This is a genomic window from Paraburkholderia sediminicola, assembly GCF_046026895.1.
Taxonomy (GTDB): domain Bacteria; phylum Pseudomonadota; class Gammaproteobacteria; order Burkholderiales; family Burkholderiaceae; genus Paraburkholderia; species Paraburkholderia sediminicola_C.
The window spans coordinates 365,032-388,037 of the sequence record NZ_JAQQEU010000001.1 but is presented as its reverse complement, the minus strand read 5'-3'; the positions used below and the strand labels follow the sequence as shown (position 1 = coordinate 388,037).

Genomic DNA, 23,006 nt, shown 5'->3' with positions numbered 1-23,006 from the left:
GTAATACAGATGTAAGCCGCAATTACGCACGCAGCGGTCCGATGCCAGCCGGCTGGTGCGCCGAACGCGCACGGCTAGCTCAAAAGAAAACGAAATAGCTTATTGGGCGTGGCTTCGCGTGGGTTGTGCATAGTCCGCGCTCCTATTAAACCGTGTGCTGCGCTCCTTCCAAATGCTGCGACGTTGCTTGCAGTCCGTAACATCTCGTCGCAGTACCCGCAGGATTGAGTGCGTACATTGGACCTGTGCGACAAACCTACGTCGCCTCACAGGAGAACAACATGAAACGCATCGTCACTCACTTGCTGGTTGCTGCCGGTCTTGCGGCGGGCGCATGCGGTGTCGCGCAGGCGCATACGGATCTGAATATCGGCCTGTCGCTGGGCGCACCCGTCTATGCCCAGCCGGCCCGCGTTTATGCGGCGCCGCAACCGGTGTACTACGGCGGCTGGAACCATCGTTACGACCGGGGCGATTACTACCGCGGCGACCATCGTGATGACCGCGGCTGGAATCACAACGACCGTCACTGGGGTCACGATGATCGTGGCGACCGCCGCGGCGGATGGCATGGCTGATCGATCGCTGCGTGAGCCGGTGATCCACAGTGGCCGATCGTCAACCTTGGCCGGGTAAGTCGACCGCGACTTGCCATCTCATGCCGGCGCAGCCCCCTTAGCGCGGTGGAAAAAGTTAGCGCATCAAATCGGTCCGCATTCCATGAACATGGATGCGGGCCGATTTCATTTCAGGACGCCAATTCGTCGTTGAGCGAGAACAGCTTGCGCAAGTGGTGCGCGACGCCCGCTTCGAAGTTGTTGCCGATGCGCGGCACGTCCGGCAGACGCGCGATGAGATCAGGATTGGCATTGTTCATCATGAACGGATGGCCGGCCGTTTCCAGCAGGTCGATATCGTTCATGTTGTCGCCGAACGCGACGCATTGCGATGCATCGACACCGAGGCGCTCGAGCACGATCTGCAACGCGCGTCCCTTCGATACGTTCGAGGTCATCACTTCCAGACAATCCGGCAGCGAATAGGTCACATACAGTTCGTCGCCGAATTCACGCGCGAGATTCGCGGCGATCTGCGCGAGGTCGGCGGGGTCACCGATGTAGAGCGCTTTCGCGATGTCGACGCCGTCGTGATTCGGCAAATCGGTCACTTCGTAAGTGAAGCCCGAGTCCTGGTGGAACTTGAGCAGATCCGGCGCATCGCGGTCGATCAGCCATGCCTGGTCGGCGAACAGGTTGACGATCACGCGTCCATGCGAGCCGGTGATTTCCGGTTGCACGAGGCGCTGGACGATGGCCGGCGGGAGGTCGTCGGCGTGAATCACCGTGTTGTCCGGCGCATGGATGCGCGCGCCGTTCGACGTAATGAGATACGGATTGATCCCGAGCAGATCGCGAATGCCCGCGACGTCGCAATAATGCCGCCCCGTTGCGATCACGAACCGCAGCCCGTCGCTTTCCAGTTTGCGCACGGTGGCAACCGTGAACGGGTCCACCTGATGGTCGGCGTTCAGCAACGTGCCGTCGAGATCAGTGGCGATGACTTTGTACATGATATGAGCGGTTAGGGCAGCTTCGAAGAGCGTATTTTACCGTTGCCGGGGGGCACACCCAGGATCGCGGCCGTCAAGGTCGGACTTCGCAGCCAGCCATACTCAGCCAGCCAGATGCGCGGCTTCGCGCTGCGCGAGTTGCAGTCCGCCATGCGCGGAGTCCGCCAGCGGCTCGCGCAGACGCGCCTGATAGCGCTGCGGCACATACTCACGCAACGGTGCGCCAAGTCCGCCGCATAACGCGACGGGCAAACTTTCCGAGGAATCCAGCGCGCCAATCATCTTGCCCACTTCGACGCCAGCCTCGCCGAGCAGCCGCGCCGCGAACGGATGCGTGCGATGCGCGATCGCGACTGGCGCGAGGCTCGCGTAAGCCGTCTGATTGGCCGCGCAGAGCCAGACGACGAGACTCTCGCGGTCCTGCGCGCCGGTGTGCGCGAGCAGCGCCCGCGCGAGGTCGTCGATGGGCGCGCGCCCGTCGAGCGCCTGCTGTGCATGGACGATCAGCCGCAGTCCGAGCCACGCGCCGCTCGCCTCGTCGCCGGATGGAAAGCCGTAGCCGCTGGCAACCCGCCATTCGCCGTCTTCTGCGAGCGAAGCCGCCACGCTGCCGGTGCCGAGCGCGACGATCACGCCGGGCGCGCCGCCGTGCGCGCCCAGCAAGGTCGTGTAAGCGTCGCTTTCCACGGCAAGTCCGGCGACCCCGGGCGCTTGTGCGTGAAACTCGGCGAGCCAGTCGCGATTGTTGACGCCCGCCAATCCGCAACCCAGCACGCAGCGCGACCAGTCCAGAGTTGCGCCGGCAAGTTTGAACGCTGCGCCGCAGCCGGCTTCGATCGACTGCCACGCCCGCTCGATGCCGAGCCCCAAACCCGACGGCCCACTTGCCGCCTGCGCCAGTTCGCGGCCCTGCGCGTCGCCGAGCACGACGCGCGTGCCGCTGCCGCCGCCGTCAATGCCGATCAGAAAGAAGTCTTGGTTCATCGAATCGAATGATTTCCGTGAATGAATAACGCGTAGCGTGGCAGGTCAGATTCAATCCGGCAATTGGCCAAACGGCCAGCTTGCGGCGCGCCCGGCTTCAGCTATGCTGACGGGCGACACGGCAACGGACACGCAGGAGCGCCACAGTGACACAGCGATGCAACTGGGTATCGAGCGAAGCGCTTGCCCAGTACCACGACACCGAATGGGGTGTGCCCTCGCGCGACGACCGGCATCTGTTCGAGATGCTCGTGCTGGAGGGCGCGCAGGCGGGTTTGTCGTGGTCGACGATTCTCAACAAACGGGCCGGCTACCGCCGCGCGTTCGCCGACTTCGACATCGACAAGATCGCGCGCTTTACGCCGAAGCACGTTGACAAGCTGGTGACCGACGAAAGTATCGTGCGCCACCGCGGCAAGATCGAAGCAGCCATCAGCAACGCCCGCGCGGTGCAGCAGATTCAGGCCGAGCACGGGTCGCTTGCCAACTTCGTGTGGTCGTTCGTCGATCAGACGCCGATCCAGAACGATTGGGCCTCGTACAAGCAGGCACCCGCATCGACGGACGTGTCCGATGCATTGAGCAAAGGGCTGAAACGCTATGGCTGCAAGTTCGTCGGCTCGACAATCTGTTACGCGTTCATGCAAGCGGTCGGGATGGTGAACGATCACCAGACGAACTGCATGTGCCGCGCTCGATGCGTGGCGCTGGGTAAGAAAGGGCGTAGTCGCAAGGCGGGTTGAGCTGCGCGCGATCTGACCTGAATGGGTGCTGGCGGCTCCCATCCGCGACGGCTGTTGCCGCTTAGTGCCACCGTTCTAACAAACAACGGCGGCCTGGGGAAACTCCCGAGAACCGCGGCTCCCCACGCCGCGTTTGCCCGTCGGCGCAAGGCCGGGCAGACCAAAATCGGCGCGCGACATAGCACGAGGGCCGCTCCATAACGCCGTCCGACAAAGCCCCGCTGCGCTTCTCGCGCGTCCCGGTCGTTATAGAAATAGGCACTCAGGAGGGAGAACGCCGGTTTTTTCCTCGCCGGGACGCCACGCGCAAAACCGGGAATTGAAGGCTTTTCGCCGCCCTAGTCCGGACTTCGCTCAGTAGCACGCGTTGGATACTACTGCTCATGTGCTCAAACAACGAATAGCCGCTGCGTTAGCACGGGAGACCAACCATGAAAACACTTAGCTTCCTGACGCATCAGGATATTTTCGATCAGGCCGTGACTCATCTGTTCGCGCAGAAGCGCACCGCATTGCTGCCACGCGGCGGCGGGGCTTATCGAGGCTATTGCGGCGGATGCCCGGTCGGCAGCTTCATCAAGCCACGCGACTATATGACCGCAATGGAAGGCATTCGGGTGCGCTATATCGCCAAAACGCCTGTCGAAGTGCCTTCGTACATGGATGTCGGCGTATCCGCGCTGAAGAAAGCGCTTCTGCGCGCGCGCATCAATGTGTACGACCCGACCACCGTGGATCTGCTCAGCTGCCTGCAAAACGTCCATGACGTATTCGGCACGTGGGAATGGCGTGAGCGCCTGGGCTCGATTGCCCGGCAGTTCGGCCTGTCCGCAGAGCGCCTGAAGAGCGCTGCTTAACCGGACGCAACGGAATTAGCGGACGCAACGACGCCGCTAAATCGCGCACTTCGGGTGGGAACGCTACGCCCCCACGCCGCAACCGCGCAGCCTGCATTTCATCTACCTACCCAACTGCATTTCCCAAATGGGCGGTTCCAAAAAAGGAGCGCCAAAAGCAAAACGGCGATGCGGCTTCTTTCGAAGCTCACACCGCCATTCGGCGTATAAAACGCGTGCTTAGTGCAGCTTTTTCGGCAGCATCTGGCTGCGCAGGCGCTTGTGCAGGCGCTTCACAGCAGCAGCCTTCTTACGCTTACGTGCCGTGGTCGGCTTTTCGTACGATTGACGCTCACGCAGTTCAGCGATCAGGCCATTCTTTTCGATTGCGCGACGAAAGCGGCGAATTGCCACTTCGAACGGCTCGTTTTCCTTCAGAAGAATCGTCGTCATGTAATTCCTAACTCAATCACTTGATACGGGTTAATTTGCGTGGCGGCAGACCGCTCACGCGCCGGCCCTCCGGTCGTTTCGATTCATGGCCAGTAACAGGCAAACGCGGGAAAAACCCGGCCAAACCACGAATGAAACGAGAGGCAAAGCGGCCACGGAGGCCGGAAAAGAGAGGTGGGGAGCTCACCGCGGAACGCGGACAGACGTGCTGCAATTGCCGCGCCTGTTGCCGTTTCGCCAACCTTTCATCAATGAAAAACACTGACGAAACAGGCAAAGATCTCAATTCACTCTCGATAATATCAGGAAACCATCCATCCTACCAGGGGTTTAGAGATCGCGCCAGGTCTGCCGGTGCGATCAGGCGCTCGCCTCGTCCAGTTCGCGGATGTCGTCGCCGGTCAGCATCAGGTGGACGGCGGCGGCCAGGCTTTTGAGCTGCTCGACCGAAGTGGCGCTGGCGATCGGGGCCGTCACGCTCGGGCGGGCGATCAGCCACGCCAGCGCGATGGTGGCCGGCGTACTGCCGTGTCGTTCGGCGACACGATCGAGCGCGCCCAGAATCCGCAAGCCGCGCTCGTTCAGATACTTTTCGACCCGGCTGCCGCGCGCCTTACCGGCCAGATCCGCCTGTGAGCGGTACTTGCCGGACAGAAAGCCGCTCGCGAGGCTGTAGTACACCACTACGCCAAGCTGATTGGCGAGCGCCACCGGCTCGATATCGCGCTCATAGTCCGCGCGATCGTACAGGTTGTACTCCGGCTGCAGCAGCTGATACTCAGGCAGTCCGTGCTGGCGGGACACGGCGAGTGCTGCTTCGGTGCGCGCGCCGCTGTAGTTCGACGCGCCGATCACCCGCACCTTGCCCGCCTCGATCAGCTTCTGATAAGCGCCGAGCGTTTCGGCCAGTGGCGTTTCGGTGTCGTCGTCGTGCGAAAAATAGACGTCGATGTAATCGGTTTGCAAGCGCCGCAGCGAATCTTCGACCGCCGCCTGGATGTTGGCCGCCGACAAGCCCTTGCGCTGCGGATGTTTCGAAACCTTGGTGGCGAGCACGATCTTGTCGCGCTTGCCGCTTTGCCGGAACCACTTGCCGATGATGCTTTCCGACTCGCCGCCCTGGTTGCCGGGCACCCATGCGGAGTAGACGTCGGCGGTGTCGATGAAGTCGAGCCCTGCATCGACGAACGCATCGAGGATCGAAAACGAGGTGGCTTCATCCGCGGTCCAGCCGAAAACATTGCCGCCGAACATCAGCGGCGCGACGTGTAATTCGGAACGGCCGATTCTGCGTTTTTGCATGATTTCTCCACGTTCAATAACCAGCGAGCGAACGAGAATACGCCGACTTTGAATTCGTTGCAGCGCATTCGCCCACGCCAACGGGGCGCATGGGCGCAAGGCTTATTCAGGAGATCTCGCGTGCTCGCGGGCAATAGCCGCCCGCGTACGCAGCGCCTGCGGATAAGCCAGGCTCGCACGAGGTGGAGGACGGTGTACGTCCACGAGGACGCGATGAATCGGGATCGTTCAGGACGCGGCGCGATGCGCCGGCTTCAGAATTGCGCGACGCGTTGATACTGATTCGCATGACCGGCCGCCTGCATGGCCGCCCGATATTCGGCGCCCAACTCGGTCTGGGCCAACTGCGCCTCTGCGGCGATGCGCGTGTCGATCGCGTGAACCTGCGTGAGCACGTCGAGCGCGGCGCCCGCTTGTTGTGCGGAGAGCGACATGAGGAGCGGCGAACGCTCGCTCGCGAGTTCCGCCGCCCGTTCCCATTCGCTGACGGCCGTTGCCTGCTCGATAGACTTGGTGAGTTGCCAGATGCGATCGATGCAAGTCGCGAATTCCATGGCGTGTCTCCCTGTTCCGCTCAGCTCTTGTTGGTAGCGAGCGCGCCGGCGCTGTTCGTGCCGCCGAAGAGTTGAGTCAGATATTGCGAGTTGTTGTTCATCGTCGCCATCAGTGTGTTGAGCGCGGTGAACTGCGCGTTGTACATGCTGGTGAGCTGCGTCTGATAGTTCGTCAGCGACGTCTGTTGCGTCGAGAGATTCGTCAGGTCGGTGTTGAGCGCTGTGGTGCGCGTCTGCATGACACCGCTGGTCGACAGATAGTTGGTGATGTTGGTGTTCAGCTGCTCCGCGACGTCATTGGTGGAGTTGAACAGCGAAGCCACCGTCGACTGATTGGTCTGCAGCGCGCTGTTGAGCGTGTCGCTGTCCACCGAGAGCGAGCCGTCCGCATTCAGTGAGATTCCGAGCGAGGCAAGGCTCGTCGTCGTGTTGCCATTTTTCACGCCCGTCGCCACGATCGACGCCAACTGGTTCTGGACCATGTTCAGTGTCGAATTGCCAAGAAGCACGCCCTGCGACGTCGCGGTCGAGCTGAACGCGGTCAGCGTGCCCATCGCCGTGACGAGCGTGTTGTACAGCGTAACGAAGTGGTTGATCGTACTGGCCTGCGAGGTGGTGTCCTGGGCGACCGTCAGTGTCTGCGGCGATGAACCTGTCCTAGCGACGCAGGCGGCCGAAAGGTTCAGCGTGATGCTGGAAAGCGCGGACGTCACGGTGTTGGTCGAATTGGTGACGCCGGTGCCGTCGATCGTGAAATAGGCGTCCTGTGCAACAGTGGTCTGGGTCCAATAGGAGGTGCGTGTGACACCCATCGTCGAGCCATCGTTGAGGGTCGACTGATTGGCCTTTACCGGCGTGCTGGTCGCGCTCGCGGTCATGCTGCCGTTCGCCCCTTGCGTAGCCAACTGGCGAATACGCTGCAGGTCGTTCGTCAGCGACGACAGTCCATTCAACGCGGTTGGCACCAGCGACACGCCGTCGTTCGCGTTCGCAACACCTTGGGTCAGACCTTGATCTGCGTCTGCATGATGTTCGACATCGCGAGACCTTCGGCGTCGTCCGCCGCGCTGTTGATGCGCTTGCCCAACGACAGACGCGTGATTGCTTGCGACAGCGCGCTATCCGAGCCGGCCAGGTCCTGGTGTGCAACCGTGAGGCGCCCGGCCAGAAGCCCCCCGCGCCGTTTGCGGCATACGGCTCACATTCGAGCTCGATGTCGGCCGGACCTCCGATCATCACCGATTCGAGCACTTGAGCCGGCGCGGGCGTGAGCTGCAATGGGCAGTCTCACAATTTCAAAATGCTCAGCGCGTCAACGTGATCGCAAGATAAAGGGCGTACAACACGCCGCACACCAGCAGCGCCCACACCGGCACACCACGCTCGCGCACATTGACACGCATCCAAGCCGCAGCGACGAGCGTAATCACGATCCCAGTCACCACTTCAACGCGCGGCGTCCACGGCGTCAGCAGAATGCCGATGGCAGGCAGCAGCGTCCCCTGAAATACCATCGCGCCGGTGATGTTGCCCAAGGCCAGCGTGTCTTTGCCGCGCCGAACCCACAGAATGCTGTTGACCTTCTCAGGCAACTCCGTAGCGATCGGAATAATCAACAGCGACAGCAGCAGCGGCGATACGCCGAGCGCCTGCGACACGCCGCGCACGCCGTGGATGAACCCTTCGGCGCCCCACACCAGCAATGCGACAGCAAGCGCCAGTTGCAGCACGATGGTCGCGAGATTGGTCGGCACGCCGACGCGCGAGAGCAGCATCTTGCCGGGCGCTTCGGTGCCGTGCCCCGCGTCGACGAGCTCGCTCGACGCGCGAAACGTCATCACCACGTAGGTGACGTACACGCCCACCAGCGCCACGCTGAACAGCGCGCGCACTGTCATCTGCGTGTGCGGCACGTACATCGCCGCGGCCGCCAGCACGAACGCGCACAGGAAATAGTTCAGATCACGCGTGAAACCGGAGCGCTCAGGCGCGACACAGCCTCTGAGGCCGCGCGCGCGAAGAATGGCGAGCGTCATCAGAAACGTCGACAGCGTGGAGAGCATCAGCGGCGCACCAAGAATCGCGCCGACGCCGATCTCCTGGTTGACCGCGCTATCGGTCGTGCCACTCGCTATCGCGAGCAGCGGCACGAGCGTTTCGGGCAGCGCGGTGCCGACCGCCGCGAACAGCGAGCCTGTCACGCCTTCGGAGATTTTCAGACGTTCACCGAGATGTTCGAGCGCGTTGGTGAAGAGTTCGGCCGCCACCAGGATGACGACTAGCATAATGGCGAGTTCGAACAGGAGACCCGTCATACGCGGCTCCCGGCATATGAAGAGCAGGAACGATGCGGCGACCGGCCGCGGGGGGAGACTGACAGGGCACAATAGTATTTCACAGGGCAACTCCGTGGTCGGACGTACGTGACGAACCCATGACGCGCCGCCACCCGTCCGACCAGAACGAAGCAGTCCGCCAATAGTCTCGCCAAACCGACCCGGTCGAACGCGCCATGACCCGCAGGCCAAGTATGTTGACGCGCTCATCCTTCAATGGCTGAAGGAAGGCTACTCCCCAGTGAGGGGGGAATTCTAATGGCACCCGTGGCTTTCAACAAGCTTTTGCAGCCTTGCTAGCAGAAGCGGCGATCGGCTCGCGACTTCTGGTCGCGCGATGAGGTGCGCTGCCTGGACAAGATGTCGTTTGAGAATGGCGAAGTCGCGTACGAGAAATTCACGTCGACGGATTCGAGGCGCGGCCAGAGGCGCTCAACAGCCAGTTCGATGGACGAATCCAGGAAAGCGATGATGGGCGAGCCCCCAACGTAGACTACTGGACCCGGACGGAACACAAAGAAGGAACAGAGGACGAAATAGCCGCCTGTTCACGCGAACCGCGCGACGCGTAACGAAAGCTCGTCGCGCACGCGCTTGATCACTCCGTCCCAGTCATGCGCTACCGTCTGGCGAAAAAGCCGCGCACTCGGGTACCAGGGCGTGTCTGCGCGATCGTGCATCCAGCGCCAATCCGGAAAGTGCGGCAGCAGAATCCACACCGGGCGCGCAAGTGCCCCGGCTAGATGGGCGATCGAAGTGTCGACCGAGATCACCAGGTCGAGTTCTTCGAGCAGTGCCGCTGTATCGGCAAAGTCATCCAATTGGGCACCGAACGAGATCACGCCGGCATGCCGCTCCAACACCGCGCGATCCGCGTCGCGGATCTCCGGCTGCGGGATCACCCAGTCAACGCCCGGTAAGTCAAAGCAGGCCTCGAAAGCAGCGAGCGGAATCGAGCGCAGTGCGTCGTTCTTGAACTGCGGATTCCCGGCCGGTGCGAGACCAACTCGCAATCGTCCCGTCGCGCTGCGGGCCGCGAGCCGCTCGCGCCAGAGCGCTCGCCGCGCCACGGGTGCGCGAAGATACCCGCCCGGCTCAGGAGTGGCGTCAGGCGTCGTCCGGAGTATGCGAGGCAGACTGAGCAGCAAGCATTGATGGTCGCCATCGGGTCGCGCGTCGCCGCGCGCAACGATTTCGACACCCCAGTCCCGGCCCACCTCATCGAACAACGGCCGCAGCGGCAATTGAACCTCGAGGATCACGCGCTGCGCGAGAGCCGCCACCTGCGGCGCATATCGCGCGAACTGGATCGTGTCACCGAGGCCCTGTTCGGCAACCAGCAGAATCGTCTTATCGGCGAGCGGCTCTTCGCCGGACCAACAGGACGGCAGACTTTCGAGCAGCCGCTGCCCTTCGCGCTTGCCATACGCGCGCCAGCCTTCCGCATAATCGCCTCGACGCAGCAGCAGGCCCGCCTCGTCGAGCCAGGCCTTATCCCAGTCAGGACGCACGCGACGCGCCGCCTGAAGGCACGCCAGCGCAGCGTCGTCGGCACGCATCATCGCCAGCGCATTACCCATATGACGCAGAGCAGTCGCTCGGTTCGGCTCGAGTTCCAGCGCACGTTCGAACCAGGGCAGTGCTTGCGCGAGTTGACAGCCTTTGGCCCATGCCAGTCCGATCGACTCGCAGATAGCGGAGGTAGATGAAGCGTGGACCGGCAAACATGGAAAGCTGAGCGGCGCCGGCGGCGTGCAAGCCTGCGCCACTGCGCCAGTGTCGAGTTGCATTCGCTCCGAAAGCTCAAGCGCGTACGATAGCCCCTGCAACGCGGCCATGGGGCGGCCGAGCTCGATAAACATTGTGCCGATGCCATAGTGCGCCCACGCCAGTGACGGTTGGAGCATGGCCGCGCGCTGATAGGCGGAGAGCGCATCGGCTAGTCGGAGCAACGCAGCCAATGCGTCGCCACGCGCGGCGTGGGCGCATGCGTCGTCGGCATTGTCCGCGACTGCACGTTCCGCTTGCGCCAGAGCCTCCTCTGGCGCATCGAGCGCGAGAAGCGTGCGCGAAAAGGCGAGGTGAAGTCGCGACTCCACCGGGGATTTGTCCACGCTGGCGGCGTTGGCGGATGCATCGCCCCGCCGAACGATTTCGAACTGCTCACGCGCGGCGGCATGTTCGCCAGCGGCAGAAAGAGAAAGCGCGAGTCGCGCCTGCACGCCGGGCAATGGCGGCACGGCAATCTGTGCAGCCCTTAAAAGAGTGGCGGCGTCCGCGTGGCGGCATTGGGTATCGAGGATCGCGGCGAGCCGCAGCAATGCGGACGCGCTCGCGTTCGCATCGGCGTATGCGTCGACTTCCAGACCGGTATGCAGTCCGGCGCACATTTGACAAAGCGGGTCGTCCGTCATGAGCGTAAGCAAGGGTGTTGACAAGCTAGTGACGTCATTCTGAATCAGGTCGACGGGCGCAAAGGTCGGAACAGCGGCTTAAGTTCCCGCTAACTTGGGGAATCGCCACCTGCTGCATCGCGCATCGAATTGCCCGCGTGGGCCGGTTCGGCAGGGGCTGAACGAGGCGATGACGCGGCGGGACGGCCTCTCCGCGCAGATGCAGGGACACAACGCCAAGGCGGTCAGCAGGGCCTCGCGCCAGACTCCAGCGCGATCGTAAAGGTGAAATGTTGCGGCACTCGCTAGGTACCAGGGCTAAAGATTTCTAGAGCCCTTCCGATAACCCACTTAACGACGGCAAATGGACATCGCGGTGCACGGCCGTACGTTACGGCGGACTTTGCCGGAATGTACAAACCATTGAACATAGGAGTAATTGAATGACTACGGTTATCAATACCAACATTGCGTCGCAAATTGCGCAGAACTATTTGCAGAACAACCAGGCCGCGGTGACCACCGCGATCACCCAGCTGTCGTCGGGTCTCTCGATCAACAGCGCAGCGGACAACCCCGCCGGCCAAGCGATCGCGACCACGCTGCAAGCGCAGATCAACGGCCAGACCGTTGCGCAGAGCAACGCGAATAACGGCATCTCGCTCGCGCAAACGGGCCAAAGCGCACTTACGCAAATCACGAACAACCTGCAAACGATCCGTCAGCTGGCCGTGCAGGCATCGAACGCGTCGAACTCGGCTGCGAACCGCGCGGCGCTGAACCAGGAAGTCCAGCAGTCGCTTGCGCAGATCAACACGATTGCGCAGACCACAAGCTTCAACGGCCAGAACCTGCTTGACGGCTCGTTTGGCACGCAGAACTTCCAGGTCGGCGCGAACGCCGGCCAGACGATCGGGGTGAATCTGAGCCAGGGCGCGAAGACCTCGCAAATCGGCCAAACCTCGAGCACCACGTTCTCGCTGCAAGGCCTGACAACCGGCGGTCTCTCGGCCGAAGCGCTGAACATCTCCCTGGGTGGCTCGCCTGCCGTCACGGTCGCCACCCCCGTCGCGGGCACCGGCAACCCTGGCCAGAGTTCGGACAGCGCATACGCCGCAGCAACAGCGATCAACAATACGGACATCACCGGCCTCACGGCTAGCGCTACGAACACGCAGACTGCGACGTTCAACACCATCAATAACGGGAACACCGGTGGCACCACCGAAACCTTCAACCTGACGATCAACGGCACCAACGTCTTCGGCTCTGCGGGTGTTTCGATCGCCGCCGGCGGCTCGGTGGGCGCAACGACCGTGCTCAACGCGATCAACGCTGCGTCGGGCACCACGGGTGTGACGGCGTCGCTCGCCGCTGACGGCACGACGTTCACCTTCAACGCAGCAGACGGTAGCAACATCTCGATCAGCCAAGGTACCACCGGCGCTGACATTACCGGCGGTTTGGACAACACGAATCAGACGATCAACGGCGCCGCCAGCGCCGGCAGCCTTTCCGCGCTGGTTGCAACCGCCGGCGGCAGCGCCGAATCGACGGGCACGCTGTATGGTTCCGTCACGCTGTCATCGGCCAGCTCGGTCTCGCTCTCCGGCAAGGGTGCGGATGATATCGCGGCGCAACTAGGCAACTCCACGAACACCGCCGACAATCTGCAAACGATCCAGACGTACACGGCAACGACTACACCGGCCGACGCTGCGGGAGGTACCCTGACTATTTCCGGCGGCAACCTCGCCGCGGGCGTGCCGATCACGGTCAACCCAAACGATACGGCAACGACGATCTCCCAATCCATCAATGCGAGCGCGACACTGCAAGCTGCAGGCATCAGCGCGAGCGTGAACTCGCAAGGTGAGCTGGTCTTGACGGACAGCCAGGCCAAGCCGGGCGTGAACCTCGCGATCACGGACACTGGCGGTACGGGTCTGGGCACAACTGTGCAGCAAAACAGCTATGTTGCTTCGGCGGGCGGCTCGCTTGCGAGCGCCGACGTGCTGACGGTGGCAGACGCACAAAAGACCATTCAGACCGTGGATGCCGCACTGAACCAGGTCAGCACCCTGCAAGGCCAGTTGGGCGCTGTGCAGAACCGTTTCACGTCGATTATCTCGAACCTGACGTCGTCGGTGCAGAACGCTCAGTCGACGCAGTCGTCGATCGAGGACACGAACTACGCCGCGGCAACGTCGCAGCTCTCGCGTGCCCAGGTGCTGTCGCAAGCTGCTCAAGCGATGGTTGCGCAAGCGAACCAGTTGCCGCAGCAGGTTCTGAAGCTGCTCCAGTAAGGCAACATGGCAATCCAGCAGTGACAACGTAGTACAAGGCCGGCGCGAGAGCGCCGGCCGGTTTTGGAGGCGGCGCTCTCGTGGCGTTTTTGCAGAGCTCCGCGCCGCCTCCAAAACCGACGCGCCACCGGCGCGACGCGCGCACCGCGCCCATACGCTGGCGATGCTTGCAGCGAGTGAGGCGCGACGCACCACACCAGAAGGCACAGGCTACTTATGTCCACCCCGATTTCTGCGACTGGCAGCACGACAACGACCACCACTGGCGCAAGCAGCACCTCGACCACGTCGGCGCCGTCCGCGTCGTCGATCATCTCGTCGGCCGCGCTCGGCTTGGGCACTACGGTACCGATCAGCCAGGTGCTGACGGGCCTGATGCAGGTCGAGAGCATTCCGCTCACCCAGCTGCAAAATCAGGTGATCGGCGTGAACACCGAGATCTCGGCGTATGGCCTGCTGAACTCGGCACTCTCTACATTCCAGCAGTCGCTCGCGGCGCTGACGAGCCCGACTGAGTTTAGCTCGTACACGGCCACGTCCAGCAACACGGCTGCACTCACCGCGAGCGCGGTCATCGGCGTGCAGTCCGGCACCTACACGGTCAACACGACCCAGCTGGCGCAGGCGCAATCGCTCGCCACGGCCGGCCAGGCCAGCCTGAACACGAGCGTCACGTCGGGCAGCGGCACGTCAACGGTCACCATCGCATTCGGTACGCAGAACGGTTCGACCTTTACGCAAAACGCGGCGCAACCGGGCGGCAGCATCACGATCAACAGCAGCAACAACACGCTGGCAGGCCTGCGCGACGCCATCAACAACGCCAACCTCGGCGTCACGGCGACGATCGTCAACGACGGCAGCAACACTCCATACCACCTGGTGCTGACTTCGAATCAGACCGGCGCCAATCAAAGCATGCAGATTTCGGTGCAAGGCGACTCCGGTCTGGCTTCCATGCTGACCTACCCGCCGAGCACAGGCGATACGATGACGCAGACCGTCCCGCCCCAGGACGCCAAGCTGACGGTCAACGGGCTGTCGCTCACCAGCTCGTCGAATTCGGTCGGCACCGCCGTGCCCGGGCTGACGCTGAACCTCCAGCAGACAGGAACGTCGACGGTCTCGGTAGCCGCCAATTTGAGCTCCGCCCAGACCGACATCGACAACTTCGTGTCGGCCTACAACACGCTGCAGAGCACGATCGGCCAACTGACCGCCTACAATCCGGGCGGCACCAACGGCCCGCTGATCGGCGACGCCACCACCATGCAGATCCAGAACCAACTGCAAAAGGTGCTCGCCAGTGGCTTGACCGGAACGGGAAGCGGCTACTCGTCTCTCGCCGCAGTCGGGATCGGGCTCAACTCCGACGGCACGATGTCGGTCAACGATTCGACGCTTTCGCAAGCCCTGCAAAGCAACCCCAGCCAGTTCACTGCGCTGTTCGGCACGGCCGGTTCGGCGACCAACAGCAATGTCACTTACCTGATCGGCGGCACCAACACACAGCCGGGCTCGTACGCTGTCAACATCACGCAACCCGCGACGAACGGCACGTTCGCCGGCTCGTCGACGCCGACCTACGACACGGCGACCGGCTCGATGGCGTTGACCGGCTCGACCACGATCGCATCCGGAACCAGCATGACGGTGACGATCAACGGCACGCAAAAGACCGTCAACTTGACGCCACTCACCAACGCCACTCCAGCGGCCGTCGCGACGCAACTGCAATCGGACATCAATAGCGCTTTCAGTAGCGCTGGCTTGGCAGTCACCGTTACACAGAACAACGGCGTGTTGAGCGTGACGCCGCCGTCCGGCCAGACGATCTCGATCACAGACGGCACGAACAACCCCGCAACGCAGCTCTTTGGTGGTAGCGTCGCTAACAACTCGACCACGATCCCCGCAGGCGGCATGCCGTTCTCGGTGGCGGTGGACGGGTCCGCGGGCAACATCACGGTTCCCCAGGGAATCTACACGTCGTCGCAACTCGCGACGGCACTGCAGACGGCCATCAACACGAACAGCACGCTGCAGCAGGCGGGCGTGTCGGTGAATGTGACGCAAACCAACGGCATCTTGACCATCGCCTCGGCAAGCTACGGATCGAATTCGTCAGTCAACATTTCTGGTTCGGGCGCCACGCAACTGTTCGGAGGTTCAGCCACGTCCACGACCGGGCTCAACGTGGCCGGGACCATTAACGGCAATATGGCGACCGGAAATGGTCAAGTGCTGACGGCGGGTAGCGGTGCCGCGGCAGGGCTGGTGATCCAGGTGACAGGCAACGCCACCGGAGCGCTCGGCAACGTGAACTACTCGCAAGGCTACGCATGGCTTCTCAACTCGATCGTGACGAACGCGACTGACCCGACGAGCGGTGCGATCGCTAATGCGACCAACACCTTGAACACCCAGGTCACCTCGCTGCAGACCCAGGAAACCAGCTTGCAGACCTACATTTCGCAGGTGCAGCAGCAGTACACCTCGCAGTTCTCCGCATTGAACGCCATGGTAGTGCAGATGCAATCGACCGCCACCTTCCTGCAGCTGACGTTCAACCCGCCGACGTCGGCCTCCTGAGGACGTGCGTAATGCAGGGCCTGCTGACATAAGGAAGGGAGCAATCATGTATTCACCTCAACAATTCGGCGCAAATAGCTACGCGCGCATCGGTGTGGAAAGCAGCGTACTCGGCGCGAGCCCTTACGATCTCGTCGCCCAGCTTTTCGAAGGGGCGCGTCACGCTGTCCGCATGAGCCGTTTGCATATGCTTAACGGCAACATTGCCGAGAAAGGCAGGTTGATATCGCATGCTATCGTGATCATCGGTGGCGGCTTGCAGCAAGGGTTGAATCTCGAGAAAGGCGGCGAACTCGCGCAACGCCTCGACGGTCTCTACGAGTACATGAAGCGTCGCTTGCTCGAAGCCAATCTGAACAATGACCCGGCACCGCTTGAGGAAGTCGACAATCTGCTCGGTACGATCGAGGACGGTTGGAAAGGCATCAAGGATCAAGTCGCCGGTGCTGCGTCATCGGCCCGCGTGTCGACCGCGAGGTGACGGGATATGGATGCGCCCAGCACGCATGAACAGTTGTTCCAACGCTACGAGACCATCGCGCACCTGTCGGACAACATGTTGAAGGCAGCACGACAAGACGACTGGGACAGGGTCGTCGCGTTGCAACAGCACTATTCCGCCCTTGTTGATACGCTTCGGCCGGTATATGACCGCTTCTCGTTCGACGCACCACAGCGGGCACGCCTCGATGCGCTGCTTCGCCGCGTTCTTTCGGACGAGGCAGAGGTGCGCGAGCGGGTGACGCCGCGGCTTGCGCGTCTTTCTGGGCTGATCGCAAGTAATCGGCAATCCCTCGCCCTGCGCAAGACCTACGGGCTGCCGCGCTAAAGTTGACCCGGGCGCCGGAAGCGAACACTTAGCCGTTCCCGGGAACAGAAGCCAAATTGCGGCTCATTTTGCGCCGTTGACCCCTGCCACCGCCATATACACTGCGGCCTAAACTGCGCTCGCACAGCATGCGCCTGTTCCCGCTTGCGCTCAGACCTTGAGCGAAGCAGGCCCCACAGCATCATGGTGGACACAAATGAATGTGAAGACTTCCGACGATTGTATTGGCGTACATGCCAATCACCCGTTGTCAAATCAATTTGTTGTAATCGGGTACAAAGACGGCGCCGTTTCCGCCATTCCCAAAGACTTGTTCCGCAATGGGCGCGATGAGGCTGTGGAGGTGGACTCGCTGCAGATCGGCCGCTGCTCGATGCTTGGCGCCGGTTCGATCGTCAAATGCGGCGAGGGCGTTCAACGGCTGGTGATCGGCAAGCACGTCGCCGGTGGACTGCGGCTGCGCTTCTTGCTAAGCGATCCGCAAAGCACACACACCCTGTGCGCCGTACCGTTCGGGCCGCCGGGCTTTGGCATCGACGATGCGCCCGCGCCGAACTATCCGGACACCGTCATCCACCATGACGTGTCGATCGGCGATGAGGCGATGGTCCTCGGCGGCAGCGTCATCGCAAGCGGGTGTGTGATCGGCGTGCGATCCATCGTGCCGCCCCACTTTCGCGGCGAGCCTTTCGGCATTTACGAAGGATCGCCGGCACGCCTCACGGGCTTCCGTTTCTCAGAGAGTGTACGCGAAAAGTTGCTGCAACTCGCCTGGTGGGACATGCCGCTGGACTGGCTCAAGCAGCACCGCAAGGCATTTCTGATTGATCTGGCCGCGGACGAGGGGCGCGCACTTGACGTGCTGGCGGAACTGCAACAGGCGAAGGACGACGCCATGCGGGCAACGCACCCAGCCGCGGGCCCTGTCGCCGACGCGCCCCAGCCCAATTCGAACGCCGGCGAGGTGTCCTACGCTGCACCCGCTGCCCAGTTGGACGCACCTGGCATCGTCGACCCGGCCTCCGCGGCTGGCGCCACGCCCGCGGATGCCTTGACAGCGGATGAAGCCGAAGCACTGGTAAACGAGTTCGTCGCCACGCTGAACGCGTTGTCCACGCTGGGGCAACATCAGCAGGCTGAAGCCGTCGCCCGGCAGATGACGGCGATTTTCCCGACGCTGGGTTTCGGCTGGAAGGCGCTGGGCGAGGCGCTCCTGCAGCAAGGACTCGCCGATCAGGCGCTCGCGCCGCTCCAGCGAGCATCCGAGTTATCGCCCTCCGATCACGCAGCCGCAAGCCCCAAGGCGCCGCATCCCGAGGCGACATCGACGCCAGCCCAGGCACCCGGCGCGTCCGAAACGGCCGAAACTGTCGTAACCCCGAGGGCACGCAAGCAGGCGGCTGCCGCGCCGCAAATGGCCGAAACCAAACGGCTGGCGACGCTGTTCAATAGCGGCCGCATGGCCGAGGCCGCCGTCTTCGCACAAGGCGTAGCCAACCGCTATCCACGCCATCCACTTGGCTGGAAAATGCTGGGTCTCGCCTTGCGCGCGCAAGGGCAGGCAGGCGAAGCCACGGACCAATTGCGCAAAGCCATCGAACTGGCGCCCGAAGACCACGAAGTCATGCTGGTGCTCGCGGAATTGCTGAAGGAACAGGGCCGTGTCGCCGAAGCCGAACAAGCATACCGGCGCCTGATCGCGTTGAAGCCGGACCACGCGCTGGCGCACAACATGCTCGGCCAGACCCTTTACTGGCAGTTTCGCCTGGACGAAGCGGAGGCGGTCTTTCGGCGCACACTCGAATTCGCCCCCGGCAATGCAAGGACGCTCAACGACCTCGGCCTGATGCTGCAGCTGCAAGGTCGACTTGCCGAAGCAGAGGACGCGTTCCACCGAGCGCTGGCAATTGACCCCGACTACGACACGGCGCGCAGTAACCTCCTGTTCTGCCTGTCCCACAGTGATGACGTGGATCCGGACGATTTGACGAAACAGCATTGCGCTTTCGGCGAATGCCTGGAGCGCAAGCTCCGTGCGCAGTGCAAGCGCCACACCAACTCGCGGAATCCGCAACGCAGCTTACGAGTCGGCTTTGTCTCGGGGGATTTATTTGAACACGCGGTCGCCTCGTTCCTCGAGCCTCTGCTCGTGCACCTGGCGCGCGATCCTGGCCTGACGCTGTACGCGTACTATAACCATTCAATCGTTGACGACGTCTCAGCGCGGCTGCGTTCGCACTTCCACAACTGGGCCTCCGTGTACCGCATGAGCGACACCGCGCTAGCGGAACAGATCCGAGCCGACGGCATCGACATCCTGATCGACCTGTCCGGCCATACCGGGCGAAATCGCCTGCGGACCTTCGCGCGTAAGCCGGCGCCGATCCAGGCCAGCTGGCTTGGCTACCCTGCGACGACGGGGATGACCACGATCGACTATTACTTTGCTGATCCGCTTTTCGTACCGCCCGGCGAGAGCGAGCGTCAGTTTTCAGAAAAGATTGTCTACCTGCCGGCCGTCGCGCCGTTTGCGCCGTCGGAGACGGCCCCCGCGGTCAACACCCTGCCAGCCCTTGCGAACCGATACATCACTTTCGGCAGCTTCAACCGGCTCAACAAGCTGCGTCCGGCCGTCATCGGCTTGTGGGCGGAAGTCCTGCATGCGGTTCCAACCGCACGCATGCTGGTGGGCGGTTTGCCCGACGAAGCACGCAACATGGTTGCCGAGATGTTCGCTCAACACCGCATTGAGCGGGACCGTCTGGTGTTCCGGGCACGCTCCAACTTGCAAGTTTATTTGGAGCAGCACCGTGAGGTCGATTTGTGCCTCGACACTTTTCCGTATGGGGGCGGCACGACGACGCTCAACGCAGCTTGGATGGGCGTGCCGACACTCACGCTCCCGGGCCGCACCGCACCCGCCCGGCAAGGGGCGACGATTATGTCCGGTCTAGGGCTGGAGGCGTTCATCGCATCTGATCCGGCCGATTTCTTCGCAAAAGGCGTGCACTGGGCCAACGATCCAGCCCAACTCGCCGAACTGCGCAACGGCATGCGCGAGCGTTGTGCAGCTTCGGCCTACTTCCAGCCCGAGGTCGTCGTGGCAGCCATGTCCCGCGCATTGCGTCTGATGTGGGAGCGCTGGTGCACAGGCGAAGCGCCGGTGTCGTTCGACGCCCAATTGCCGGCGGACTGGCAACAACCGGTCGCAGCGGGCGCCTGACGCTCCGCGCGCCGCATACCGGGCCTCACCGAAAGAGAACAACCATGACAGTTTCGATCCCGACTAAAGTCGTCGCCGAGGCGCTTCAGCAACGCATCTATGTGACGCAGCCGCATCTGCCCCCGCTCCGGGAGTTCCTGCCTTATCTAGAGGAGATCTGGGAAAGCAAGACACTCACGAACTGCGGCCCGTTCCATCAGCAGCTCGAGCGCGCGCTGTGCGACTACCTCGGTGTGCAGCATCTCGCGCTGCTCGCCAACGGCACGCTCGCGCTCGTGACGGCGCTGCAGGCGCTGCGAATCAGCGGCGAAGTCATCACGACGCCCTACTCGTTCGTCGCGACCGCGCATTCATTGCTTTGGAACGGCCTGAAGCCTGTATTCGTCGACGTCGATCCACACACGCTCAATCTCGACCCGGCGCGTATTGAAGCAGCGATCACGCCGCAGACGACCGCAATCATGCCCGTGCATTGCTATGGCCACCCCTGCGACGTGAAAGCGATTCAGAAGATTGCCGACAACTACAACCTGCGCGTGATCTACGACGCGGCGCACGCATTCGGCGTGCAGACGCAAGCCGGGAGCGTGCTCGCGCACGGCGACCTGTCGGTATTGAGCTTTCACGCGACGAAGGTTTTCAATACGTTCGAAGGCGGCGCGATCATCTGCCCGGACGCGAAGACCAAGCAGCGCATCGATCACCTCAAGAATTTCGGTTTTGTCGATGAAGTGACCGTCGTCGCGCCCGGAATCAACGGCAAAATGAGCGAAATCAACGCCGCCTTCGGCTTGCTGCAGTTGCGGCATATCGACCAGGCTCTCGCCGCTCGCAGGAAAATCGACGCAACCTACCGCATGATGTTGAAAGGAGTGCCAGGCATCCGCTGTATGGGCAATGGGGGTGAAAAGGTCGCAAACCACGCATATTTCCCAATCCTTGTCGATAGCGGCTATTCGTTGACGCGGGATGCGCTATATGACAAATTCCGCGCAAACAACGTGATAGTGCGGCGCTATTTCTACCCGCTGATTTCCGATTTTCCGATGTACCGAGGGTTGCCTTCGGCACGACGGGAGAATCTGACGGTCGCAACCGAAGCCGCGGGAAAGGTTTTGTGTCTGCCTATCTATCCATCTATGTCAATTGAAGACATCGAGCGGGTAGTGAGCGTCATAAAAAAAGGGTGATATGAAGCTGGCCATCATGCAGCCGTATTTTTTGCCGTACATTGGCTATTTTCAGCTGATACATGCGGTGGACTGCTTCGTGCTCTATGACAACATCAAATACACGAAGAAAGGCTGGATAAACCGCAACCGCTTCCTCGTGAACGGAACAGATAGCGTGTTCACGATTCCACTGCAAAACGATTCGGACTCGTTCGATGTCGCACAGCGTACGATCGCGCCCGAATTCAACAAGACCAAATTGCTGAACCGGTTTCGCGAGGCCTACCGGCGTGCACCTAATTTTCCCGGCGTATGGCCTGCGCTGGAGCAAGTGGTGATGAATGGTGAGACATCACTGTTACGTTATATCCACGATGCACTTCTCACTGTGTGTTCGTGGATCGGAATTGATACAGAGATTGTCCTGTCGTCGAGCATCGATATCGATCATTCGTTGAGCGGCAGAGACAAAGTAGTGGCTATCTGCCAGAAACTCGGCGCCGAACAGTATCTGAACGCGATCGGTGGGCGCGAACTCTATTCCAGGGCGGATTTCCTCTCGCAAGGTATCGAGCTGAGCTTTTTGCAATCTGAACCGATCGAGTATCCACAGTTCGACCACCCGTTTGTGCCGTGGCTGTCTATTGTCGACGTCATGATGTTCAACCAGTCCGAACAAATCCGGCCCTTGCTTTCGATGTGGACGCCCGTATGAACACGGAGTCTACAAACGGCTGTTTTGGACTGCAGTTTTCCGCGGCACGCGGTGAGTGCCACGCTGCCACTTCGACAATAGTCTGCGAGCGCAGTTCGACGTGACGTGGTGAGCGTGGACAGACGCCAGCAATCGTAGAAGGAACCGAACCAAATGAACTGCATGATCTGCGGCTCGCAGAACCGCTACTACTTCTCCAAAACCTACACTGAATCGCCCTTCGATGAACTCATGTGTGATATCGGCCCGGTCGATTACGCCCGTTGTACGCACTGCGGTTTCGTTTCGTCAATCACACACGGCACATTGGATGCCGAAGTATGGGGCACCCTGAACGCCCGCTTTCACCACTTCCTCGAAAATCCGGCGAGCGAGAAGACATGCAATCAGCCGCCGTATGCCGAACAGGCAATGATGCTAGCCCTTCTCGGCACCAACGGAATCGTTAGCACGGACAGCATGGTGGACTACGCGGCTGGCTATGGCACACTGAGCAGCATACTCCATAAGTACCACGACATCGATTTGCCCGTCTTCGACCCATTCGTCAAAAACGAGGGAGCGCACCATTACATTGACATCGAGAATCTGGGCAAGTACCGGACGGTGATCAATTCGGCGATGTTCGAACACGTACGCAGCCGGGAAGATCTGGACGCAGTGAACCGCCTTGTCGACAAAGACGGCTGCCTGATCATCCATACCGTGATTTGCGAGAACGTGCCAAATGACCCCAACTGGTTCTATCTCGTGCCCCCAGTCCATACCGCATTTCACACCAACGCCAGCATGCGTATTCTCATGCGCGAGTGGGGTTACGCGTCGTCGCTGTACTGCCCCCCCGCCAAGTGCTGGGTGCTGTTCAAGCGGGATCAGCCAGGCCTGAGCGACGCGATCGAATCAATCAACCAGGAGCTACAAAGCATCTGGTTTGTCTTCAAAAACGGCTTTGTCGATTACTGGAAGGGTTTTTGACAGTCGACGCAACGCTCCGCCGA

Annotated in this window: 18 protein-coding genes, 2 pseudogenes and 1 riboswitch; of the genes and pseudogenes, 11 read left to right on the top strand and 9 right to left on the bottom strand. The window is 61.7% G+C overall.

What is annotated here, in order from left to right; all coding sequences use genetic code 11:
• Nucleotides 1-281 precede the first annotated feature (281 nt).
• On the top strand, nucleotides 282-578 hold the full coding sequence (locus tag PQR02_RS01725) for a PXPV repeat protein (protein ID WP_408224479.1): 297 nt from the start codon (nucleotides 282-284) through the stop codon (nucleotides 576-578).
• Between the two features lie 170 nt (nucleotides 579-748).
• On the opposite strand, the gene PQR02_RS01720 is transcribed toward PQR02_RS01725, so the two are convergent.
• Both PQR02_RS01720 and PQR02_RS01715 read right to left on the bottom strand, forming a co-directional pair.
• A complete protein-coding gene (locus PQR02_RS01720) occupies nucleotides 749-1,570 on the bottom strand; it encodes a Cof-type HAD-IIB family hydrolase (protein WP_408224476.1) in 822 nt (273 codons plus the stop codon).
• Between the two features lie 102 nt (nucleotides 1,571-1,672).
• Complete coding sequence (locus tag PQR02_RS01715; protein WP_408224472.1) at nucleotides 1,673-2,554, bottom strand: glucosamine kinase nucleotide-binding domain-containing protein; 882 nt, start codon at nucleotides 2,552-2,554, stop codon at nucleotides 1,673-1,675.
• Nucleotides 2,555-2,700: 146 nt separating this feature from the next.
• Here PQR02_RS01715 and PQR02_RS01710 point away from each other — a divergent pair, with 146 nt between their 5' ends.
• Both PQR02_RS01710 and PQR02_RS01705 read left to right on the top strand, forming a co-directional pair.
• The gene (locus PQR02_RS01710) at nucleotides 2,701-3,297 is read left to right on the top strand and encodes a DNA-3-methyladenine glycosylase I (RefSeq protein WP_408224469.1); all 597 of its coding nucleotides are present in this window, start codon (nucleotides 2,701-2,703) and stop codon (nucleotides 3,295-3,297) included.
• A 431-nt stretch (nucleotides 3,298-3,728) separates the two neighbouring features.
• Nucleotides 3,729-4,154: a hypothetical protein gene (locus PQR02_RS01705; protein ID WP_408224466.1), complete on the top strand. Its 426-nt coding sequence runs from the start codon at nucleotides 3,729-3,731 to the stop codon at nucleotides 4,152-4,154.
• Between the two features lie 219 nt (nucleotides 4,155-4,373).
• Here PQR02_RS01705 and rpsU read toward each other — a convergent pair whose 3' ends face one another.
• The 7 genes and pseudogenes from rpsU to PQR02_RS01670 all read right to left on the bottom strand — a co-directional run bounded on the left by rpsU (nucleotide 4,374) and on the right by PQR02_RS01670 (nucleotide 11,168).
• Nucleotides 4,374-4,586, bottom strand: coding sequence for a 30S ribosomal protein S21 (gene rpsU / locus PQR02_RS01700; protein WP_006050883.1), 213 nt, complete (start codon nucleotides 4,584-4,586; stop codon nucleotides 4,374-4,376).
• 360 nt (nucleotides 4,587-4,946) lie between these two features.
• Nucleotides 4,947-5,888, bottom strand: a complete 942-nt coding sequence (locus tag PQR02_RS01695; protein WP_408224463.1) for an aldo/keto reductase — start codon at nucleotides 5,886-5,888, stop codon at nucleotides 4,947-4,949.
• A gap of 254 nt (nucleotides 5,889-6,142) precedes the next feature.
• Entirely contained in the window at nucleotides 6,143-6,442 is a 300-nt protein-coding gene (gene fliT / locus PQR02_RS01690) for a flagellar protein FliT (protein WP_408224460.1), read from the bottom strand.
• Nucleotides 6,443-6,462: 20 nt separating this feature from the next.
• Nucleotides 6,463-7,293 (bottom strand): annotated as a pseudogene (fliD, locus tag PQR02_RS01685) (flagellar filament capping protein FliD); the annotation flags it as partial.
• 15 nt (nucleotides 7,294-7,308) lie between these two features.
• A pseudogene (locus PQR02_RS01680) lies at nucleotides 7,309-7,610 on the bottom strand (flagellin N-terminal helical domain-containing protein); the annotation flags it as partial.
• A gap of 136 nt (nucleotides 7,611-7,746) precedes the next feature.
• Complete coding sequence (locus tag PQR02_RS01675) at nucleotides 7,747-8,757, bottom strand: sodium:calcium antiporter (protein WP_408224457.1); 1,011 nt, start codon at nucleotides 8,755-8,757, stop codon at nucleotides 7,747-7,749.
• A 100-nt stretch (nucleotides 8,758-8,857) separates the two neighbouring features.
• A riboswitch (yybP-ykoY riboswitch) is annotated at nucleotides 8,858-9,030 on the bottom strand.
• A 296-nt stretch (nucleotides 9,031-9,326) separates the two neighbouring features.
• On the bottom strand, nucleotides 9,327-11,168 hold the full coding sequence (locus tag PQR02_RS01670; protein WP_408224454.1) for a hypothetical protein: 1,842 nt from the start codon (nucleotides 11,166-11,168) through the stop codon (nucleotides 9,327-9,329).
• A gap of 446 nt (nucleotides 11,169-11,614) precedes the next feature.
• On the opposite strand from PQR02_RS01670, the gene PQR02_RS01665 reads away from it, so the two are divergent.
• From PQR02_RS01665 to PQR02_RS01630, 8 genes are all read left to right on the top strand, one after another.
• Nucleotides 11,615-13,477, top strand: coding sequence for a flagellin N-terminal helical domain-containing protein (locus tag PQR02_RS01665; RefSeq protein ID WP_408224451.1), 1,863 nt, complete (start codon nucleotides 11,615-11,617; stop codon nucleotides 13,475-13,477).
• A gap of 216 nt (nucleotides 13,478-13,693) precedes the next feature.
• Complete coding sequence (gene fliD, locus PQR02_RS01660; protein WP_408224448.1) at nucleotides 13,694-16,069, top strand: flagellar filament capping protein FliD; 2,376 nt, start codon at nucleotides 13,694-13,696, stop codon at nucleotides 16,067-16,069.
• Nucleotides 16,070-16,115: 46 nt separating this feature from the next.
• Nucleotides 16,116-16,550, top strand: a complete 435-nt coding sequence (gene fliS, locus PQR02_RS01655) for a flagellar export chaperone FliS (RefSeq protein WP_408224445.1) — start codon at nucleotides 16,116-16,118, stop codon at nucleotides 16,548-16,550.
• A 6-nt stretch (nucleotides 16,551-16,556) separates the two neighbouring features.
• Nucleotides 16,557-16,898 carry a flagellar protein FliT gene (locus PQR02_RS01650; protein WP_408224442.1) on the top strand — a complete coding sequence of 114 codons (342 nt, stop codon included), beginning with the start codon at nucleotides 16,557-16,559 and terminating at the stop codon, nucleotides 16,896-16,898.
• 196 nt (nucleotides 16,899-17,094) lie between these two features.
• Nucleotides 17,095-20,121 (top strand): O-linked N-acetylglucosamine transferase family protein, encoded by a 3,027-nt coding sequence (locus PQR02_RS01645; protein WP_408224439.1) that lies wholly within the window; start codon nucleotides 17,095-17,097, stop codon nucleotides 20,119-20,121.
• 44 nt (nucleotides 20,122-20,165) lie between these two features.
• The gene (gene vioA, locus PQR02_RS01640; RefSeq protein WP_408224660.1) at nucleotides 20,166-21,311 is read left to right on the top strand and encodes a dTDP-4-amino-4,6-dideoxy-D-glucose aminotransferase VioA; all 1,146 of its coding nucleotides are present in this window, start codon (nucleotides 20,166-20,168) and stop codon (nucleotides 21,309-21,311) included.
• A 1-nt stretch (nucleotide 21,312) separates the two neighbouring features.
• The gene (locus PQR02_RS01635; RefSeq protein WP_408224436.1) at nucleotides 21,313-22,008 is read left to right on the top strand and encodes a WbqC family protein; all 696 of its coding nucleotides are present in this window, start codon (nucleotides 21,313-21,315) and stop codon (nucleotides 22,006-22,008) included.
• 153 nt (nucleotides 22,009-22,161) lie between these two features.
• Entirely contained in the window at nucleotides 22,162-22,983 is an 822-nt protein-coding gene (locus PQR02_RS01630) for a class I SAM-dependent methyltransferase (protein ID WP_408224433.1), read from the top strand.
• Nucleotides 22,984-23,006: the final 23 nt, after the last annotated feature.